At 66.5% G+C, this 17,958-nt stretch carries 16 protein-coding genes; 15 read left to right on the forward strand and 1 reads right to left on the reverse strand.

What is annotated here, in order from left to right; translation table 11 throughout:
• Positions 1 to 172 precede the first annotated feature (172 nt).
• The 14 genes from panD (at position 173) to H4P35_RS08670 (ending at position 16,511) form a co-directional block, all read left to right on the forward strand.
• Positions 173 to 541, forward strand: coding sequence for an aspartate 1-decarboxylase (gene panD, locus H4P35_RS08605; RefSeq protein WP_226848624.1), 369 nt, complete (start codon positions 173 to 175; stop codon positions 539 to 541).
• 70 nt (positions 542 to 611) lie between these two features.
• Positions 612 to 1,658 (forward strand): CDP-6-deoxy-delta-3,4-glucoseen reductase, encoded by a 1,047-nt coding sequence (locus H4P35_RS08610; protein WP_226848626.1) that lies wholly within the window; start codon positions 612 to 614, stop codon positions 1,656 to 1,658.
• Between the two features lie 127 nt (positions 1,659 to 1,785).
• A complete protein-coding gene (locus H4P35_RS08615; protein WP_152383911.1) occupies positions 1,786 to 3,042 on the forward strand; it encodes a D-amino acid dehydrogenase in 1,257 nt (418 codons plus the stop codon).
• A gap of 4 nt (positions 3,043 to 3,046) precedes the next feature.
• Positions 3,047 to 4,387 (forward strand): extracellular solute-binding protein, encoded by a 1,341-nt coding sequence (locus H4P35_RS08620; protein WP_152383912.1) that lies wholly within the window; start codon positions 3,047 to 3,049, stop codon positions 4,385 to 4,387.
• 211 nt (positions 4,388 to 4,598) lie between these two features.
• Positions 4,599 to 5,441 carry a TcpQ domain-containing protein gene (locus tag H4P35_RS08625; protein ID WP_226848629.1) on the forward strand — a complete coding sequence of 281 codons (843 nt, stop codon included), beginning with the start codon at positions 4,599 to 4,601 and terminating at the stop codon, positions 5,439 to 5,441.
• Positions 5,438 to 7,063: a hypothetical protein gene (locus H4P35_RS08630; RefSeq protein WP_226848631.1), complete on the forward strand. Its 1,626-nt coding sequence runs from the start codon at positions 5,438 to 5,440 to the stop codon at positions 7,061 to 7,063. Before H4P35_RS08625 ends, H4P35_RS08630 begins: the two co-directional genes overlap by 4 nt.
• 2 nt (positions 7,064 to 7,065) lie before the next feature.
• The gene (locus H4P35_RS08635; protein ID WP_226848633.1) at positions 7,066 to 8,403 is read left to right on the forward strand and encodes a hypothetical protein; all 1,338 of its coding nucleotides are present in this window, start codon (positions 7,066 to 7,068) and stop codon (positions 8,401 to 8,403) included.
• A 34-nt stretch (positions 8,404 to 8,437) separates the two neighbouring features.
• Positions 8,438 to 8,881, forward strand: a complete 444-nt coding sequence (locus H4P35_RS08640; protein WP_226848635.1) for a hypothetical protein — start codon at positions 8,438 to 8,440, stop codon at positions 8,879 to 8,881.
• Positions 8,882 to 8,886: 5 nt separating this feature from the next.
• Positions 8,887 to 10,653, forward strand: coding sequence for an ATPase, T2SS/T4P/T4SS family (locus tag H4P35_RS08645; RefSeq protein WP_370638975.1), 1,767 nt, complete (start codon positions 8,887 to 8,889; stop codon positions 10,651 to 10,653).
• Positions 10,646 to 11,782, forward strand: coding sequence for a general secretion pathway protein (locus H4P35_RS08650; RefSeq protein WP_226848637.1), 1,137 nt, complete (start codon positions 10,646 to 10,648; stop codon positions 11,780 to 11,782). The genes H4P35_RS08645 and H4P35_RS08650 overlap by 8 nt, the downstream gene beginning before the upstream one ends.
• A gap of 61 nt (positions 11,783 to 11,843) precedes the next feature.
• The gene (locus H4P35_RS08655) at positions 11,844 to 12,461 is read left to right on the forward strand and encodes a type 4 pilus major pilin (RefSeq protein ID WP_056315659.1); all 618 of its coding nucleotides are present in this window, start codon (positions 11,844 to 11,846) and stop codon (positions 12,459 to 12,461) included.
• A complete protein-coding gene (locus H4P35_RS08660; protein WP_226848638.1) occupies positions 12,458 to 13,537 on the forward strand; it encodes a prepilin in 1,080 nt (359 codons plus the stop codon). Before H4P35_RS08655 ends, H4P35_RS08660 begins: the two co-directional genes overlap by 4 nt.
• 80 nt (positions 13,538 to 13,617) lie before the next feature.
• A complete protein-coding gene (gene alaS / locus H4P35_RS08665; protein WP_226848639.1) occupies positions 13,618 to 16,242 on the forward strand; it encodes an alanine--tRNA ligase in 2,625 nt (874 codons plus the stop codon).
• On the forward strand, positions 16,242 to 16,511 hold the full coding sequence (locus tag H4P35_RS08670; protein ID WP_180100755.1) for a sulfurtransferase TusA family protein: 270 nt from the start codon (positions 16,242 to 16,244) through the stop codon (positions 16,509 to 16,511). Before alaS ends, H4P35_RS08670 begins: the two co-directional genes overlap by 1 nt.
• Positions 16,512 to 16,581: 70 nt before the next feature.
• Here the strand turns inward: H4P35_RS08670 and H4P35_RS08675 are convergent, their stop codons facing one another.
• Entirely contained in the window at positions 16,582 to 17,163 is a 582-nt protein-coding gene (locus H4P35_RS08675; protein ID WP_226848640.1) for a hypothetical protein, read from the reverse strand.
• Positions 17,164 to 17,655: 492 nt separating this feature from the next.
• Here H4P35_RS08675 and rpsP point away from each other — a divergent pair, with 492 nt between their 5' ends.
• Positions 17,656 to 17,916, forward strand: coding sequence for a 30S ribosomal protein S16 (gene rpsP / locus H4P35_RS08680; protein WP_226848641.1), 261 nt, complete (start codon positions 17,656 to 17,658; stop codon positions 17,914 to 17,916).
• Positions 17,917 to 17,958: the final 42 nt, after the last annotated feature.

A 17,958-nucleotide genomic window follows, 5' to 3' on the forward strand; every position in this document is an offset into this window, starting at 1 on the left:
GGCATAAATGGGGTCGTCCCCGGAAAACGCGCCAACCGTTTGACGGTGCGCAGCAACGGGCCGTCCCGTTGCGGCAAAAATTATAGAATACCGGCTTTCGACGGCAAATCCGGATGCCGGGCATCAACCATGCAACACTTCGCGGTCCGGGCCGCGGAACCAGGAATTTTTTATGCAACGCATCATGCTGCGGGCAAAGCTGCACCGCGTCACGGTCACCGAAGCCGACCTTCACTACGAAGGGTCTTGCGGCATCGACGAAGACCTCCTCGACGCTGCCGGCATGCGCGAGTTCGAACGCATCGAACTCTACAACGTGACGAATGGCGAACGCTTCGACACCTACATCATCAAGGCCGCGCGCGGCAGCGGCGCCATCTCGCTGAACGGCGCGGCGGCGCGCCGGGCGCAGGTGGGCGACCTGCTGATCATCTGCACGTACGGCCCCATGTCCGAAGAAGATTCCGCCACGCACAAGCCCCAGGTGGTGCTGGTTGACGACGCCAACCGCATCAAGGAAATCCGCAAGTTCCCGGTATGACGCCGGGCCGGGCGGGGCGCCTTTCCGGCAATACCCGGATAGCGCTTCGTCGCCTCTGAACCGTTTCATCATGAGCTTCCAGGTCATCATTCAACCCAGCAAGCATCAATTCCCGGTCGAGCCCGGCCAGACCGTGCTCGACGCCGCATTGGCGGCGGGCATCGTCCTGCCTTACAGCTGTCGCAACGGCGCGTGCTCCACCTGCAAGGGCAAAGTGGTTTCCGGGAAGTTCGACGCCGGCCAGTACCCCGCGCAGATCCTGTCGCCCGAGGAACTGGCCGACGGCTACACGCTCTTCTGCCAGGCTCGCCCCGAGTCCGACCTCGTGGTCGAGTCCACCGAAGTCCGGCTGGCCAGCGACATCCAGATCCGCAAGCTGCCGTCGCGTGTCCAGACCATGGAGCGCGTGGCGCCGGACGTCACGGTCCTGAAGCTGCAACTGCCGGCCTCCGAGCAGTTCCGCTACTACGCCGGGCAGTATGTCGAAATCATTCTGAAGGACGGCCGCCGCCGCAGCTATTCGATGGCCGGCGCGCCGCACACCGGCAGCCCGCTGGAGCTGCACATCCGGCACATGCCGGGCGGGCTCTTCACCGATCACGTCTTCGGCGCCGGCGACACGCAGATGAAGGAACGCGAGATCCTGCGCCTGGAAGGGCCCTTCGGATCGTTCTTCCTGCGCGAAGACAGCGACAAGCCCATCGTGCTGCTGGCCAGCGGCACGGGCTTTGCGCCGGTCAAGGCGATCGTCGAACACATGATCCACAAGAACATCACCCGGCCCGTCGCGCTGTACTGGGGCGGCCGCCGTCCGCAAGACCTTTACATGGACGCGCTGGCGCGGTACTGGTCGGCCCAGCTGCCGAACTTGCGTTACGTCCCGGTGGTGTCCAACTCCCTGCAGGAAGACAACTGGACCGGCCGCACCGGCTTTGTCCACGAAGCCGTGATGCAAGACATCGCGGACCTGTCCGGGCATCAGGTCTATGCCTGCGGCACCCCGCTGATGGTCGATGCCGCGCGCCGTGAGTTCAGCGCGCAGAACGGCCTGCCACCCGAAGAGTTCTACGCGGACGCGTTCACGTCCGAGGCCGATCTGGCGAAGGCCGGTTCGTAAGTAATATGTTTTTTTATTACTTAGGCGGCTGCAAAACGGCAAGGTAAACTGCTTTGGCAGCGGCCTGCCGGGGGTACGCGGACATCGGGTCCGCGCACGCAACCGGCATGCAAGGAGCGATGCAGGCATGAAAGTAGCGGTATTGGGTAGCGGCATTATCGGCATCTCCAGCGCCTGGTGGCTCAGCCAGGCGGGTCATGACGTCGTGGTCATTGACCGCTGCACCGGTCCCGCACAGGAAACCAGCCTTGCCAATGGCGCGCAGATTTCCGTGTCCTACGCCGAACCCTGGGCCAATCCCCAGGCGCCGATGAAGCTGCTCAGGTGGATGTTCCGCGACGACGCGCCGCTGCTGTTCCGCCCGCAACTCGACTGGCGGCAATGGATGTGGGGGCTGGCTTTCCTGCGTGAATGCCTTCCCAGCCGGCTCGCTCCCAACATCCGGGCGATGGTTCGCATGGCCGAATACAGCCGCGCCACCCTGCGCGGGATGCGCGCCGAACTCGGCATCCAGTACGACCACCTCGAGCGCGGCATCCTGAATTTCTACCGCGATCCCCACGAATTCGAAAACTCGCAGCGCGCCGCCGGCCTGATGCGCGACTTCGGCGTCGAACGCCGTGTCGTGACCGCCGACGAAGTCATCGCCATCGAGCCCGCGCTGGCGCCGCATCGCGCCACCATCGTGGGCGGCGATTACACCCCCGAAGACGAAAGCGGGGACGTACACCTCTTTACCGTCGCGCTGGCTGAACACTGCGCGCGCGCGGGCGTCGAATTCCAATACAACACGCGGGCGACCCGGCTCCTGACTCAGGGGGGCGCGGTCACGGGCATCGAAATCATCCAGCCCGATGGCCGGTATGCCACGCTCTCGGCCGACGCCTATGTCGTCGCCATGGGTAGCTTCAGCCCCGCGATGCTGCGTCCCCTCGGAATCCCGTGCAACGTGTATCCGGCAAAGGGCTATTCGGCCACCTTCCCGGTGCTGAATCCGGGTGCGACCCCCACCGTCAGCCTGACCGACAGCAGCCACAAGATCGTCTTCTCGCGCTTGGGCGATCGGCTGCGCATGGCGGGCACGGCGGAACTGTCCGGCTATTCCCGCAGTCTGAATACCGGCCGTTGCGAGGCCTTGACCCGCCTCGCCAAAGAACTCTTTCCCGACGCGCTCGATTTCGGGCGCGTCAGCTATTGGTCGGGCTTGCGCCCGTCCACCCCCTCGAACGTACCCATCATTGGCCGCAGCCGCATTCCGAATTTGTATATCAATACAGGACACGGTACGCTTGGCTGGACGATGGGTGTTGGCTCGGGCCGGGCATTGGCCGATCTGATCAGTGGACGGCGGCCAGAACCGGAATTCCCTTTTCTTGGTCTGTGAACCTATGAAGAAACTGCAATTGGCGGGCGTTGCCCGCGCGATGTTCGCCAGCCGGCGCGCATGGGTGTTTGGCGCCGCGATGGCGATGGCCGGCGTGGCAAATGCCGCACCCGTCGAGATCCAGGTCTGGCACACCCTGACAGACGCAAACAAGGCCGAGTTCGAAAAGCTCGCCAAGCAATACAACAAGGAACAGGACGACGTCAAAGTGACGCTGCGCGGCTTCGCCTCGCCGTCCGCCCTGGAACAAGAAGCCGTTTCCGCGGTAAAGGCCAAGAAGGGCCCGAACCTGCTGCAACTGTCCGATAACCATTCGCCCGAAATCGTGGCTCAGCACAAGGCGGTGCTGCCGCTGTACGAACTGCTGGCCAAGTATCCGATCAAGGACCTGAACTGGTTTATCCCGGCCACCAGCAATTTCACGCGCGACAGCAAGGGCCGTCTGCTGGCTTTCCCCTGGATGGCCGAAGTGCCCGTGATGTTCTACAACACCGCCGCCTACAAGAAGGCCGGTCTCGATCCCAACAAGCCGGCGCGCACGTGGACCGCGTTGCAGGCTGAACTGCTGAAGCTGCGCGACGTGGCCGACATCGACTGCCCCTACGCGTCCAGCGACCAGGTCGCGGTCCACCTTGAAAACCTGGCGCCCATTAACAACCAGCAGTTCACCAGCAACAACAATGGCCTGGATGCGGTCACCAAGAAGTCCGCTGCCCCCGCCATGCAGTTCGACACGCTGTACATGCGCCACATCTCGCTGATGGTGAGCTGGAAGCGTTCGCTGCTGTTCACTGCCTATTCCGGCGACAACGCCAACGACAAGCTGTTCGCCAAGGGCGAATGCGCCGTGCTGACGGCCAATTCGGGCGCGTTTGGCCAGTTCCTGGCCACCAAGTCGCTGAACTTCGGCGTCGCGCCGCTGCCCTACTACGAGCAAGTCACCAAGGAAGGCGGCAAGCCCTTCGTCAGCGGCTCGGCATTGTGGGCGCTGGAAGGCCACCCGCAGGCGCAGGAAAAAGCCACCGCGCAGTTCCTCGCCTGGCTGTCCAAGCCGGTCGTCGCAGCCGAATGGCACCAGCGCACGGGTTACCTGCCGCTGACGGAAGCCGCGTTCCGCGCTTCCGACGTGTCGTTCTACAGCAAGATCCCGGGCGCGCAGGCTGTTGTCGCCTCGATGAGCGCCAAGCCCGTCCAGAACAGCCGCGGCTTCCGCATGGCCAACTACGATCGCATCGAGCCCGTGCTGAACAAGGAGCTCACCGACGCCTTTGACGGCAAGGTGCCGCCCGTTGCCGCACTGAACAACGCTGCCGCGCAGGCCCGCACCATCGCCACGCAGCGCTGATCGCATCCGTGCGGCAAGCAAAGCCGCACGCCACGCGCAGCAAGCAAAGCCCGGTCTTCGGACCGGGTTTTTTTTGCGCCTGAATTCGTAGCTCCATCAGTGGGGATGATTCCATCCCTACGTACATGCCAGTCTGGCGGCGCCTTCCGCGCTCGGCCACCATGCCGCTCATGCGTGTCGCTTCTGATGCGCCCTTTGTTCGCGGTGAGGCATGGTACGAATCCTTTTCCTGGCGGCCGGGCTGTCTTGCCTTGGCGCATGCTCGTGGTCGGGCCCCGGTCCGGCGGGCGGATCTTCCTGGCAGTCCGGCATCCCGTCTTCTCAGGGGTTCCGCTTCGATTGGCAACTGTCCGGCGATCCCGCCGTTGCACCGCTGCAGGTCTTCGACGACGGCCGCGAGACCTGGTTGCAGTTCTTGCCGGGACAACCGTTGCCGGCCATCTTCGGCATGGGCGACGGTGGCGAGCACCCCTTGCCGTACGTACGGCGCGACCCCTACGTCGTGGTTGCTGGCGCATGGAATGGGCTTTCCTTTCGCGGCGGCAGGTTGACCGCGCGGGCGCGGCGCGCGCATGCCGCGCCCAACCCGGCGCGCGAACCGGCATCCGCCGCCCGCCTGGCGCTGCCCACGGCGGCAGGACCCGATCCATCGCAGCGTCCGCCGCAAGATGCCAGCGCGGCCATCACGCTTTCGGCTGACACGCCCGCGCGATCGGACGGCCACGCGCTGGCCGGCGCGCTGGTGGCCCCGCAAGCCGCCCCGTTCCGCGCGGCGCCGCCCGACGCCACGCTGCGCGCCGTCCTTGCGCGCTGGGCCGACTCGGCCGGCTGGACGTTCCAACCGCAGCATTGGGCGGTTGACGTCGACATTCCGTTGGCTGCCACGGCCGAATTTCCCGGTGACTTCAAGACCGCCGTGCGCGGCCTGCTTGGCGCAACCGAACTGGCGGACCGGCCCCTGCAACCTTGTTTCTACGGCAACCGTGTTCTGCGTGTGGTGCCGCTTGCGCAATCGTGCTCACGCGCGGCCACGCCCAAAGGAGCCGCGGCATGAACCTCAGCCTGTTTGTCTGCACCGCTCGTTTGCGCAAATGCAGGGCTCTCGCGTGCGTGTCGCTCTCGTGCGTCCTCGCCGGATGCTCGGTATCTGAACGGGTCACCGACATGCGACGCGCGGCCAGCGCCCAGCATGCGGATGCCGCTTCCCGACACGCGGCCTATGCCGACGGCTTGACCGATCGTCAGGCGCGCATCGCCGCACAGGAAGTCGCCACGCCCTGGCTTGCGGGCAAGCCGCAACCGCTTGCGCGCGAGGTCGTGCTGCCGCCTGCATTGCGCGAGAACGTGAAAACCACGCTCATGCTGGCTGACGACGCGGACCTGCCCACGCTGGCACAGCGTCTGACCGCCGCTACCGGCATCGCGGTGCGCGTGCGTCCGGAAGCGCTGCTTGCCCAAGACCATTTCCTGCCGCGTCTGGCCGTCAGCGGCTCAGTAGCCGTGGCCGCGCCCGCGCGCATTGAAGTGCGCGCGGATCCGCAACCGCTCGCCGATCTGCTCGATGCGCTGGCCGCACGCTTCTCGGTGCACTGGCGTTACGAACACAACGCGCTCGAGTTCTACCGCACCGAAACGCGTGTCTTCGACCTGCGCGCGCTGACGTTGGCCAGCAAGGTCGACGTGCGGCTCGGCCGGTCCGGCAGCGCGGAAGGCGAGGGATTCGAAAGCACATCCAACACCACGCTCTCCGCGGGCGAGCACAACGCGCTGGCCATCCTGCGCGCAAACATCCTGCCATTCCTCACGCGATCCGGCGTGATCGCAGAGCCCGTGGAAGGCGCGGCCGCGCTGGTGGTTACCGATACGCCCGACGCGCTGGACCGGGTCGCGCGCTACCTCGAGCGCGAGAACAAGGCGCTGACACGCCGCGTCCGCCTCCTTTTCGAGGAGATCACCCTCATTGCCAACTCCGAGGCCGCCGGCGGCCTGGACTGGAACGCGCTGTATGCGGCCGCGGGCGCAACGGCACGACTGGCCATGCCGGGCGTGCCCGTCACCGGCGCGGGCCTGCTTCAGGCCGCATCGGCCCAAGGGCCATTCCAGGGCTCGCAGGCCATCGTCTCCGCGCTCAGCACGATGGGGGCGGTCGTGCGGCATAGCAAGATCCCGGTTCTCACCTTGAACCGCCGGCCGGTCTCGCACGCCGTGCGAACCACGTTCTCGTACATCGATCGCGTGCAGAGCACGGCAATGCCCGGCATGACGTCCAACGGCGCAAATGGGTCGCTGCCTGCGGTGTCCATCAGCCAAAAGGAAGAAACCGTCGGTTCATTCCTCACGCTGGTGCCGGACATCCAGGAAGACGGGCAGATCCTGCTCTCTATCGCATATGACAACGCAGTCGCGCAGCCCTTGAAGACGATCACGTTCGGTGAAAACGCCAATCAGGTTCAGGTGCAGCAGATCACCATCGATGGCAGTGGCACGGTGCAGCAGATCGAACTGCGCCCAGGGCAACCCATGATCGTGGCCGGCTTTGACCGCAAGCAGGATCAGCATGATCGCCAACGGCTCGCGCCCGGCTTGCCGCTCGTGGCCGGCGGTCTGGACAGCGCGGCCACCGAACGCCATACCACCCTCAGCCTGGTGACAGCCCAGGTCGAGGAAGGGTATTGATCGTGAACCGGGCCCCTCAATTTCTGCTGATCGAATGCCCCGGTGCGGATCGCATGCTGGCGTTCGGCCTGCGCTGGTTTGCGCTTATCGGCTCCAATGTCCCCAAGCTCGCCCGATCCCGCGGGCGCCGCCTGCGCGCCACGCACTACGTTGTGGGCGGATCGCCGGCGATGGTCGCGGGGTATGGGCGGGGGCGTCCGGGCCGGCGGGCGGCGCGGCCCTGGCGCCGCGCGCGGTTACCGGGCGCCACGCCGCTGCAATCGGCCGCGCAGTTGTTCGCTCTGCTGTATCCCGAGGGCGGCCATAGTCTGGTTCGCCTGCCGGATGGACGCCATTGGCTGATTGCCGCACATGGCGGCGCAGTCCTGTCGCAGACGGACAGGGTGTTCGATTCGCTGGACGATGCACAGTCGGAACAGCGCGCGCTGCTCGCGCAGCGTCCGTCGCTGACGGAACATTCGCCGGATCGGGTGTGGGCGGCATTGGCGCAGACGGTGGAGTCTGGCGCCGCGCTGACGGTGCTGCCTTCGCGTTGGGCCGAACTGCCTGCCGCGCTGCGTCTATTTCTTGCCTGCATCGGTCTTGCCGCCATCGCGCCATCTTTGTGGAACGCGAGCGTCGCCCCGTTCGCGCGCAAACCGGCGGCCCCATCCGCGCCAGCCGCGGTTCGAGACCCGATGGCCGACGCGTACGAGGCGATGCTGCAAGGCACGACGGTCCATCCCGCCACGGACCTCACGCGCCTGCTCGCCAGCGTGGCGGCGTTGCCTGTGCAGGTGCAGGGCTGGGCGCTGCGCCGCGCCCAATGCGAGGCCGCCGCGCAGCAATGGGACTGCGCGGCTGTATATGCCAGGGCTCACCCTCTTGCCACCAATCACGGGCTGCACGCGCTGCTGCCCGCCGGCTGGCAGGTGTCGTTCAAGCCGCTCGAGGAAGCCACGCTGGCCTGGCGCGTGGCGTCGGCGCCCATCCGTGTGGCCGACCTGGCGTTGCCCACGTCGATGCACGTGGACACGCGGGTGGCAGGGGGGCTGCAAGGGCTGCGTCCCGCATTCGCTTCCGTTGCGCTGTCGCCGGCCGTGCCGCTGATGCCGCGGCTGCCTGCCGCGGCGCGTGCCGTTGCGTCGCCCGGCAGCGCTGACGGTTGGGAAACGCCGCTTGTTCGCAGGCGCAGCCTGGTCTTGCATGGGCCATTGCGATCCATGGCGTTGCTGCCGGGGCCAGTGCCTGCAGCCCGCTGGTCGCGCCTTGTGGTGAATGTGCAGCCGCAACCGCGGCCCAGCCTCGTCGCGAGTGCGCTTGTCGCTGAATTGCAGGGGGATCTTTATGAACAGGAATAAGTTTTGCATCCAGCGCAGACGCGCAACCGGGCGCATGCTGGCCCGCATTGCACTGAGCGCCGCGGCGGTCTCGGCAGGCCAAGCCCGGGCCGCGGATCACGCGCAGACGCCCCAACCCTGGCCGGAGGTCGAGACTGTCCGCACCTTGTTGCGGGCGGATGCCGCGGCCGCATTGGCGGACTGCCGGGTGCCGGGCCTTTGCGGGGTTGGCGAAGGCAAGAGCGCCTCGGCGCCATCCGTTGCGCACGGCGCAGACGACATCCGCGTGACCGCGATATTCGGCACGGCGCGCGCCTTGAGCGTAGACATCGTCGTCAACGGGACCTTGCTGCGCTACCGGGCCGGCCGCGCCGATCCCGTGGCAGGCGGCGCACTGATGGCGCCGTATCGCCTGCTGGCCGTCGACGGCGCCTGCGTGCGCTTGCAGCGCGACGGTCGCGAGCAGTCGGCTTGTCTGGATGCAGGAAGGGGCCACTGATGCCGATGCACACCTTGCCCGCTTCGGCATTGCCTGCTTGCCCGCCCGAACTGCATACGCCTGAAGACGTGGCTGGCATGGAGCCGGCTTTCGTGCGCGCGCTGAGCCGCCAGTTCGATCTGGCGGCGCTGGCCGGCCGCCTCTGCCCGGTGTTGCTTGAAGGCGGCCAGGCTGCGATCTTCGCCGTCAAGGAATACACCGTTGGCGACCCGATCGATGAGGTCGAACGGATGGTGAAAGCAGCGGGTTACCGCATGGCGCGGCCCGCGCGCTACGTCGTTCCCGCGCCGCTTCTGCTGATGATCGCGCGAGGCCAGTACACGGCGTCCGGACCGGGGCGCCTGGCAAAGGCCAACCCGGCCGAACGCGCCTCGGCGCTGGCTGCGTTGTTCCTCGACATCGTCCGCTGGGGCGTGGTGCAGGGCGCCAGCGACGTGCACATCAACGTGGACCAGCGACGCGACGGCGGCGACATCCGCTACACCATCCACGGCGAGTATGTCGGCGCCGAGCGGTTCGCGGGTCTTTCCAGCGCCACGCTGCTCGAGGTCCTGGCCGTGGCGTGGATGGACGTGCGCGGCGGCAACGGCGCGGTGTTCGATCCGGCGCTCGAGCAACAGGGGCGCATTTCTCTGACCGTGGACGCCGCGCCCATCGTGTTGCGCTGGGCCTCGCTGGCCGCGGACGCGGGGCCTTCGGTGTGCCTGCGGATCCTGCGGCTGGACGCGACCGTCAACGGCGACCTGCTGGCCTTGGGTTACCTGCCGGCTCAGGCCGAAACGTTGCTGCGGGCGCGCGAGCGCGAGGGCGGCGCCATCGTGCTGGCGGGTGTGGTCGGCTCGGGCAAGTCCACCACCATCGCCGCGCTGATGCGAGGCATCTCGCCAACACGCAAGGTCATCACGCTTGAAGATCCCGTGGAATACCACATCGGCAACGCGCTGCAGAACACGTTGAGCGGCGCGCTGGCGGACGCGGCGTGGCCCACGCTGGACGCCAAGCTCAAGACCATCAAGCGCTCGGCCATGAACGACCTGTTGATCGGCGAGGTCCGCGATATCCAGACGGGCCGCGCCTTCATGGACCTCGCCAGTTCTGGGGTGAGCCTGTACGCCACCACGCACGCCGGGTCGGCCGCGATGATTCCCGAACGCCTGGCCTCCGACGCCATCGGTGTGTCGCGAGAGTTTCTGGCTTCGCCCGGCATCCTGAAACTGCTCATCTACCAGACCCTGCTGCCACGCCTGTGTCCCGGTTGCGCGCTACCGGTGGACAGCCTGTGGTCGGGCGTCCCGGCGCGGCAGGCGCAAGGTTGGGACTGGCGCGGCTGGGTGCGCGCGATGCAAGACACCTTCGACCTGGACGCGGCGTTGCTCAAGGTCAGGAACGAGGCGGGCTGCCCCGCGTGCCGGCGCGACCACATGCCGGAGCTGAACGGCACGGCGGGACGCAGTGTCGCGGCCGAAATGATCGAGCCGGACCGCGTGCGGGGCTTTCTTGAGCAAGTGCGGCGGCGCGACAACCACGGCTTGAAGCAGCAGTTCCAGCCCGCAATAGGCGGCGCCTGGCGCGATGCCGCCTTGCGCGGCGCGCGGGCGCTGGATTGCGCCTTGTACCGGACGAGCCTCGGAGAAATCGATCCGCGCACGCTGTTGCGCCGCTTCGAACTGCCCGTCTTGCCGACGCTGGGTTCGGTGTCGGCCGTTTCAGTGCTGGCCGCAGCGCCTGCGCCGACCCGCGCGGCCGTGTCCCAGGGAGTCCGTCATGGCTGACGTCATAGCGCGCGCATCGCGCTGGTCTGCGTCGTCGGCCGGCCAGCACCGGCTGCGGCTGGATGCGCTGCGATTTCGCGCGCAGCGTGCGGACTATTACGAATACCTGGCCGATGTCGTCGAAGGCACGCAAGGGCGCAAGAGCCTGCGCGACATCTTCGAGGACGACGCCAGCCGCTACGGACCCGACACCGTGCGCGGGCGCCTCTGCCAACATTGGGCCGCCGCTTATCTGGGCGCAGGCGGCGACCTGGGCGTTGCGTGGTCTGACACGCTGCCGCACGGCGAATGCCTGTTGCTCAGTTGCGTGCAGGAGGAAGGCGGCGATCTGGCCGCTGCACTGCGCGATCTGGCGCGCGCCGTCAGGTTGGCGTCAGAGGCCTGGTCGGCATTGCTGTCGGCGGCGGCCACGGGCGTTATCGCCGCCATCGTCGCTTTCGCATTGCTGTGCGCCATTCCGTTTTTCAGCGTGCCTAGGCTGCATCAGGTTTTCCAGGCCGTGCCCGCCGAAGACTATGCGCCGCTCACGCGTGGCCTGTTCGAGCTGGCCGGCGGCTTGAAGCAATGGCTTGCGCTGTGGGTTGTCCTGATATTCGGCGCGGTCATGCTGGCGCTCTGGTCGCTCGCCAACTTCACTGGCGATATTCGCGCCGTGCTCGACCGCTGGCTGCTCTGGCGGCTGTATCGCGATTTTCAGGCGATCCGCTTTCTATCGCTGCTGGCCGTGCTCATCAGACAGCACGGCGCAGCCGACACGCGTTTGCGCCACGCGCTGTCCGTGCAGGCGCGCGACGCCTCGCCGTGGCTGCTGGCGCACCTGCAGGCCATGCTGAGCCGGATCGACGGCGGCGCCAGCGGCGCGGAAATCTTCGGCACCGGTCTGCTGGATGCCCAGACCTGGTGGTACATGGCGGACCTGATGGATGCGCTGGGCGTCGAGCCGGGTCTGGCCCGCGTGCGCCAGCGCGTGGAGGTCCGCCTGCTGGCCCGAGTGCGGCGGCAGGCGCTGGTGCTGCGCTGGTCATTGCTGATTGCCTCGTTGTCCACGGTGCTGGGCATCACGCTGTGGCACTACGCGGTGATCGACGAGCTGCGCTTGGCGTTGACCAATTTTTATGCCAGCCAGTAGTGGATCGCCGGTTGGCGGCAACTGCGCGGCTCGCCGCGCGCTTTTATCAAAGAGGATCTTCATGAAAAGAGTCAGAGTGTTTCGATGCGCCCGGTGGAAGCAGCAGGGGTTTTCGTTGATGGAGGTGTCCATCGTCACAGCGATCGTCCTGCTCATCGCGATCGTCGGCATCCCGGCCATCGGCGGCTACGTCATAGAAAACAAGGTGCCGAAGGTAGGCGAAGAACTGCAGCGCTTCGTCGCCAGCATGAAAATCAACGCCCAGGGCGGCGGCGTGACGCCTTACACCGGACTGGATACCGGTGCGTTGGCCAACGCGCTGCGCGACTCCACCGTGCTGTCTGTGCAAGGAACGGGCGCGGCGGCAAGCGTGGCCCACGGCCTGGGAGGCAGCGGCACCAGCGGCAGCGGTGTGGTCCAGGTTGAACCGGCCTCCGTTGACGGGGCGGGCATGGGGTCCGCGTTCACCCTGACGCTCACCAACGTCAGCCATGCCGCCTGCCCGGCGCTGGCGTCCGTCCTGCAGCGGGTCTCCGAAATCATTTCCATCAGCGGCAGCAGCGGCGCCAAGGTCGTCAAGGACTCGATCGCCACTCCCGCCACGCCGTACCGCGCCGCACAGGCGCAGGCGCAATGCAGCCAGGGCGACGTGAACACTTTCGTTTTCACTGCAAGATGAGCGCGCCTCGCTGCGCCCCAGGCAAGCCGGCATGGCGCCCGCGGCCGCCCGCCGTCCGGCGGCGGCAGGGGGGCTTTTCGCTCATCGGCATGGCGCTGGCGCTGGCCATCGCCACCGCCGTGGCCATCTGGGCCTCCAACGAAGTCGTTCACCGCATCGAAGCGTCCGCGGCCCGGTCCACGGGCGTCTGGATGACGCAGATCCGCCTGGCAGTGACGCAGATGCTGTCGCGGCATGCCGAGGCCCTGTCCGAAGGCAAGCCGCCTCTGGATGGCGAAGGCCAGCCGCTGTTCGCGCAGGCCCTGCGACCCAGCCTGGCGGAATTGCGCGCCCAGGGGCTGTTGCCCGCCGACTTTCCCAATCAGTCGGCGCTGGGTTTCGGCGCGGACATCCACATCGCGCGCAGCCAGACCTGCCCGGGCGATCCCTGCCGGTTGGACGGCATCGTCTACGCCGACAAGCCCCTGCTGAAAAAAGGGTCGCAAGTGCCGGACGAAGTCGCCATGGCATCCGTCGTTGCATCCACGGATGGCTACGGCGGGGCGGTGTGGCCGCAGGCGCCCGCCCAACTGCGCGGCGCCGCGTATGGGTTTCCCAATCCCCTGGCCGCCGGCGCGCCCACGCATGCGCCGGGCACGCTTGCCCTGTGGGCGGGCGCTGGCGCCGGGGTGCCCGACCTGAGCGGCTACGTGAAAATGCGCGACACGCGCGATCCAGACCTGCAAGGCGGGCTGACAGTGGCTGGCAGCGTGGAGGCGGGCGGATACGTCAACGTGGGCGCCCGGGAAGTCCCGGGCCACGCCTGCGGGGCGCAGCCCGGCGCTCTGGCCAAATCCGCCGCCGGGCAGCTGCTTTCCTGCGAATCGGGGGTCTGGATGCAGGCCAGCGGCGGGTTTGGGGGCGCCTTCAGCGTGAATTACCCGCTAGGCTGCTTCCATTACACGGGCATCTCCACGGCCAACCCCCGCACCGGCCAGTGCGCATGCCCGGCGGGCTATGAGAGCGTCGTCGTGTCCTCGGGCGGCGTCTGGAAGGGAACCGAAGGCTGGACCATCGGTTACGTCTGTGTCCGGTAACCGCCGTCCAGCCCATTCCCCGCGTATTTCCTCCAACCCTCTATAATTGGCGATTCGCCCTAAATTCTGCTTCATCCACGATGAAATCCTCCGAGATTCGCCAGCAGTTCCTGCAATTCTTCAAGTCCAAGGGACACACCATTGTTCCCTCGTCGTCGCTCGTCCCGGGCAACGATCCGACCCTGCTCTTCACCAATTCGGGCATGGTCCAGTTCAAGGACGTCTTCACGGGCAAGGAATCGCGGTCGTACACGCGAGCCACCTCGTCGCAGCGCAGCGTGCGCGCCGGGGGCAAGCACAACGACCTGGAGAACGTGGGCTACACCGCCCGCCACCATACATTCTTCGAAATGCTGGGCAATTTCAGCTTTGGCGACTACTTCAAGCGCGACGCCATCCAGTACGCCTGGGAGCTCTTGACGCAGGTCTACAAGCTGCCGGCGGAAAAGCTCTGGGTCACCGTCTACCAGGAAGACGACGAGGCCTACGACATCTGGGCCAAGGAAGTGGGCGTGCCGACCGAGCGCATCATCCGCATCGGCGACAACAAGGGCGCGCGCTATGCGTCCGACAACTTCTGGCAGATGGCGGACACCGGCCCCTGCGGTCCTTGCTCCGAAATCTTCTTTGACCACGGTCCCGAGATCTGGGGCGGCCCCCCGGGCTCCCCCGAAGAAGACGGCGATCGCTACATCGAAATCTGGAACCTGGTGTTCATGCAGTTCGAACGCGACGCCGCCGGCAACATGCCGCGCCTGCCGCGTCCCTGTGTCGACACCGGCATGGGCCTGGAACGCATCGCCGCCGTGTTGCAGGGCGTGCATTCCAACTACGAAATCGATCTCTTCCAGCACCTGATCGCCGCCGCCGCGCGCGAAACTGGCATCAAGGACCTGGAAGACAACTCGCTCAAGGTCATCGCCGACCACATCCGCGCCTGCTCGTTCCTCATCGTCGACGGCGTGATTCCCAGCAACGAAGGGCGCGGCTACGTGCTGCGCCGCATCGTGCGCCGCGCGCTGCGTCACGGCTACAAGCTGGGCCAGACCAAGCCGTTCTTCCATCGCCTGGTGCCGGATCTCGTTGCCGAAATGGGCGAGGCCTATCCGGAACTGGCAGCCGCCGCCGAGCGCGTGGCCCAGGTCCTCAAGCAGGAAGAAGAGCGCTTCGGCGAAACCCTCGAACACGGCATGCGCATCCTCGACACCGCCCTGGCCAATGTGCCCAAGGGCGGCGTGCTGGACGGCACCACGCTGTTCACGCTGTACGACACCTATGGCTTCCCAGTCGACCTCACGGCCGACATCTGCCGCGAACGTGAAGTCGAAGTCGACATGGCCGGCTTCGAGGTCGCCATGGAGCGTCAGCGCGACCAGGCCCGTGCCGCCGGCAAGTTCAAGATGGCCGAAGGCCTCAGCTACGAAGGCGCCGAGACGCGTTTCGAAGGCTACGAAAAGCTTGAGCTGGACAACGTCAAGGTCACCGCCCTGTACGTGGACGGCACCCAAGTCCAGGAAGTCAAAGCCGGCCAGAGCGCCGTCGTCGTGCTGGACGCCACCCCGTTCTATGCGGAGTCGGGCGGCCAGGTGGGCGACACCGGCCTCCTGGAAGCCGACGGCGTGCGCTTTGCCGTCGCCGACACCCTCAAGATCCAGTCCGGTGTGTTCGGCCATCACGGCACGCTGGAATCCGGCTTGCTGGCCGTCGGCGACACGCTGCTGGCTCGCGTGGACGCCGTCCGCCGCGCCCGCACGGTGCGTAACCACTCGGCCACCCACCTCATGCACAAGGCCTTGCGCCAGGTGCTGGGCGCGCACGTGCAGCAGCGCGGCTCGCTGGTGGATCCCGACAAGACCCGTTTCGACTTCGCGCAGGATGCACCGCTGACGGCCGAGCAGATTGCCCGCGTCGAAGCCATCGTCAATGCCGAAGTCCTGGCCAACCAGCCCACGGTCGCGCAGGTCATGGGCTATGACGATGCCGTCAAGGGCGGCGCCATGGCGCTGTTCGGCGAAAAGTACGGCGACACCGTGCGTGTGCTCGACATCGGCTTTTCGCGTGAACTCTGCGGCGGCACGCACGTCAGCCGCACCGGCGACATCGGTCTCTTCAAGATCGTTTCCGAAGGCGGCGTGGCCGCCGGCGTGCGCCGCATTGAAGCCATCACCGGCGACAACGCGCTCGCCTGGGTGCAGAACCAGAACGCCTTGCTGACCCAGGTCGCCGGCATGCTGCGCAGCACGCCCGCCGACCTGCCGGCGCGCATTGCGCAGGTGCAGGACCAGGTCAAGGCGCTCGAAAAGGAACTTGAGCAGTCGCGCAACAAGCTTGCGGCCAGCGCCGGCAACGACCTGGCCTCCAGCGCCGCCGTCGACGTCAAGGGCATCAAGGTGTTGGCGGCCAGCATTGGCGACGTCGATCCCAAGGCGCTGCGCGGCATGGTCGACAACCTGAAAGATCGTCTGAAGCCGGCTGTTGTGCTGCTGGCCACTGGCTCGGCCGACGGCAAGATCAGCGTGGTGGGCGGTGTCACGGCCGACCTGACCGACCGCATCAAGGCCGGCGATCTGGTGGGCTTCGTGGCCGGCCAGGTGGGCGGCAAGGGTGGTGGCCGTCCCGACATGGCCATGGGCGGCGGCACGGATATCGCCGCGCTGCCCGCGGCGATCGCCGGTGTGCAGAAGTGGGTGGACGAGCGCCTCTGATGAGCGACGTCGATTCCCGTCTCGATGCCGGCGCCGACGCGCCGGTGTTCGACCAAGAAGTCGATGCAAGCGGCCTGACCTGTCCGTTGCCCATCCTGCGCGCCAAGAAGGCGCTTGCGCAGATGGAAAGCGGGCAGGTGGTGCGCGTGATCACCACCGACCGCAACGCCATCCGCGATTTCCAGGCATTTTCTCGCCAGACGGGCAATGCGCTGGTCGCGCAGCAGGAAGCCGACGGGCGGTGCGTGCATTTCCTGCGCCGGCGCTGACCCGCACCGAATCGCGCTATCAACAAAGGCCCGCTCCCGCAGCGGGCCTTGTTCATCCTGGCGGCGTCGGCTAGCGGTGGATGGCCGCTGCGACCGCCTGGGTGATCGTGAAGTCCACCAGGTCACCTTCCTTCAGTTGCTGGAGTTTCTCGCGCAGCGCCGGGTCCCTGACCTGGATGGTGCGGCGGCCGCCCTGAGGGCCTTTCAGGATGACCAGATTCGCGCTTCGATTGATGTGCCAGATCTCGGCCGTGATCGTGGTCTGACGGCCGATGGCGCCGCCTGGCATCGCGCCCTTGGCGGTACGGGCCGCCGCGGTCTCGGTCACGACTTCCGGCGCGCCGGAGCCCGCGGGGCGCACGTCCACCGCGATCGACTCGTAGTAGTCCAGCGTCAGGGTGTCGCCCGGTTTGATCTGCTTGAAATTGCGGATATCCGGTCCGGCAACGATCTCCACGGTGTTGCCATCGGCGCCGCGCAGGGTGATCGTCCGGCTTGCCTGATCCACGGCGGTCACCTGGCCGGATGCCGTCGTCAGCGCCGCACCCATCACCCGTGCGGACGCGCCCGTTGGCAGCGCAAGGGATCCCGCCAGCAATCCAGCGACAGCCAGGCGCGCGACGGGGGCGAAGACGGATTTTTGGTTCTTCATGATGTGCACACTCCAGTTCAAGGACGTCAGCGGGGGAAAGCGCAGTCAGGCGCAGGCGCAGCCGCTCCGATCGGGGAGGCTGGGCCCTGAGGGGGCAGGAAGGCAGGGGAAGGCTGTCGTTGCGGGGAGGCCGGCAAGGGCAGGGCGTAGAGTTTTGCGCGGGTCGACATGAATCCGATCTCTCCAATCAGATTGCTCTTCAGACGCACCAACTGCTCAAACGCATGACAACGAGACAGGCTGCAGGCATGGGGCGGGGGCGGCATGACCGGGCGGACACAGCCCTCCGGCGCAACGCCGGACGCAACCACCGCCGGGCGCGCCTGCAGATAGAGCCGCAGCAGGGCTGGGCTCATGCTTGTAGAATACCCGGATGTGGTGTTTTAGGATACAAATCGCGCCACACCGCAGATTTCGGCACTTGCATTTGCCAGCAGGCTCCTTTCAGTGCTAGAATTTCCCGTTTTTCACAACTAATTCAAGGGATTACCTATGGTGGTGATTCGCCTGGCCCGCGGTGGGTCCAAGAAGCGTCCGTTCTACAACCTGGTGGCCACCGATTCGCGTAACCGTCGCGACGGCCGCTTTATCGAACGCGTGGGTTTTTACAACCCCGTGGCTAGCGAAGGCACGGAAAACCTGCGCATTGCGCTGGATCGCGTGCAGTACTGGACCGGCACCGGCGCGCAACTGTCGCCCGCCGTCGAGCGTCTGGTCAAGGAATACTCGGCCAAGTTTTCCGCCGCGGCCTAATTGCCCGCGTCGCACATCCTTAGCTGAAATTCTTTAGCTGAA

The organism is Achromobacter sp. 77 (assembly GCF_020541125.1).
Classification (GTDB): domain Bacteria; phylum Pseudomonadota; class Gammaproteobacteria; order Burkholderiales; family Burkholderiaceae_B; genus Achromobacter; species Achromobacter mucicolens.

Excerpts from the sequence above, each read along its gene's own strand:
- panD (WP_226848624.1), top strand. The coding sequence starts at position 173 with ATGCAACGCATCATGCTGCGGGCAAAGCTGCACCGCGTCACGGTCACC.
- H4P35_RS08610 (WP_226848626.1), top strand. The coding sequence starts at position 612 with ATGAGCTTCCAGGTCATCATTCAACCCAGCAAGCATCAATTCCCGGTC.
- H4P35_RS08615 (WP_152383911.1), top strand. The coding sequence starts at position 1,786 with ATGAAAGTAGCGGTATTGGGTAGCGGCATTATCGGCATCTCCAGCGCC.
- H4P35_RS08620 (WP_152383912.1), top strand. The coding sequence starts at position 3,047 with ATGAAGAAACTGCAATTGGCGGGCGTTGCCCGCGCGATGTTCGCCAGC.
- H4P35_RS08625 (WP_226848629.1), top strand. The coding sequence starts at position 4,599 with ATGGTACGAATCCTTTTCCTGGCGGCCGGGCTGTCTTGCCTTGGCGCA.
- H4P35_RS08630 (WP_226848631.1), top strand. The coding sequence starts at position 5,438 with ATGAACCTCAGCCTGTTTGTCTGCACCGCTCGTTTGCGCAAATGCAGG.
- H4P35_RS08640 (WP_226848635.1), top strand. The coding sequence starts at position 8,438 with ATGCTGGCCCGCATTGCACTGAGCGCCGCGGCGGTCTCGGCAGGCCAA.
- H4P35_RS08645 (WP_370638975.1), top strand. The coding sequence starts at position 8,887 with ATGCACACCTTGCCCGCTTCGGCATTGCCTGCTTGCCCGCCCGAACTG.
- H4P35_RS08650 (WP_226848637.1), top strand. The coding sequence starts at position 10,646 with ATGGCTGACGTCATAGCGCGCGCATCGCGCTGGTCTGCGTCGTCGGCC.
- H4P35_RS08655 (WP_056315659.1), top strand. The coding sequence starts at position 11,844 with ATGAAAAGAGTCAGAGTGTTTCGATGCGCCCGGTGGAAGCAGCAGGGG.
- H4P35_RS08660 (WP_226848638.1), top strand. The coding sequence starts at position 12,458 with ATGAGCGCGCCTCGCTGCGCCCCAGGCAAGCCGGCATGGCGCCCGCGG.
- alaS (WP_226848639.1), top strand. The coding sequence starts at position 13,618 with ATGAAATCCTCCGAGATTCGCCAGCAGTTCCTGCAATTCTTCAAGTCC.
- H4P35_RS08670 (WP_180100755.1), top strand. The coding sequence starts at position 16,242 with ATGAGCGACGTCGATTCCCGTCTCGATGCCGGCGCCGACGCGCCGGTG.
- H4P35_RS08675 (WP_226848640.1), bottom strand. The coding sequence starts at position 17,163 with ATGAAGAACCAAAAATCCGTCTTCGCCCCCGTCGCGCGCCTGGCTGTC.
- rpsP (WP_226848641.1), top strand. The coding sequence starts at position 17,656 with ATGGTGGTGATTCGCCTGGCCCGCGGTGGGTCCAAGAAGCGTCCGTTC.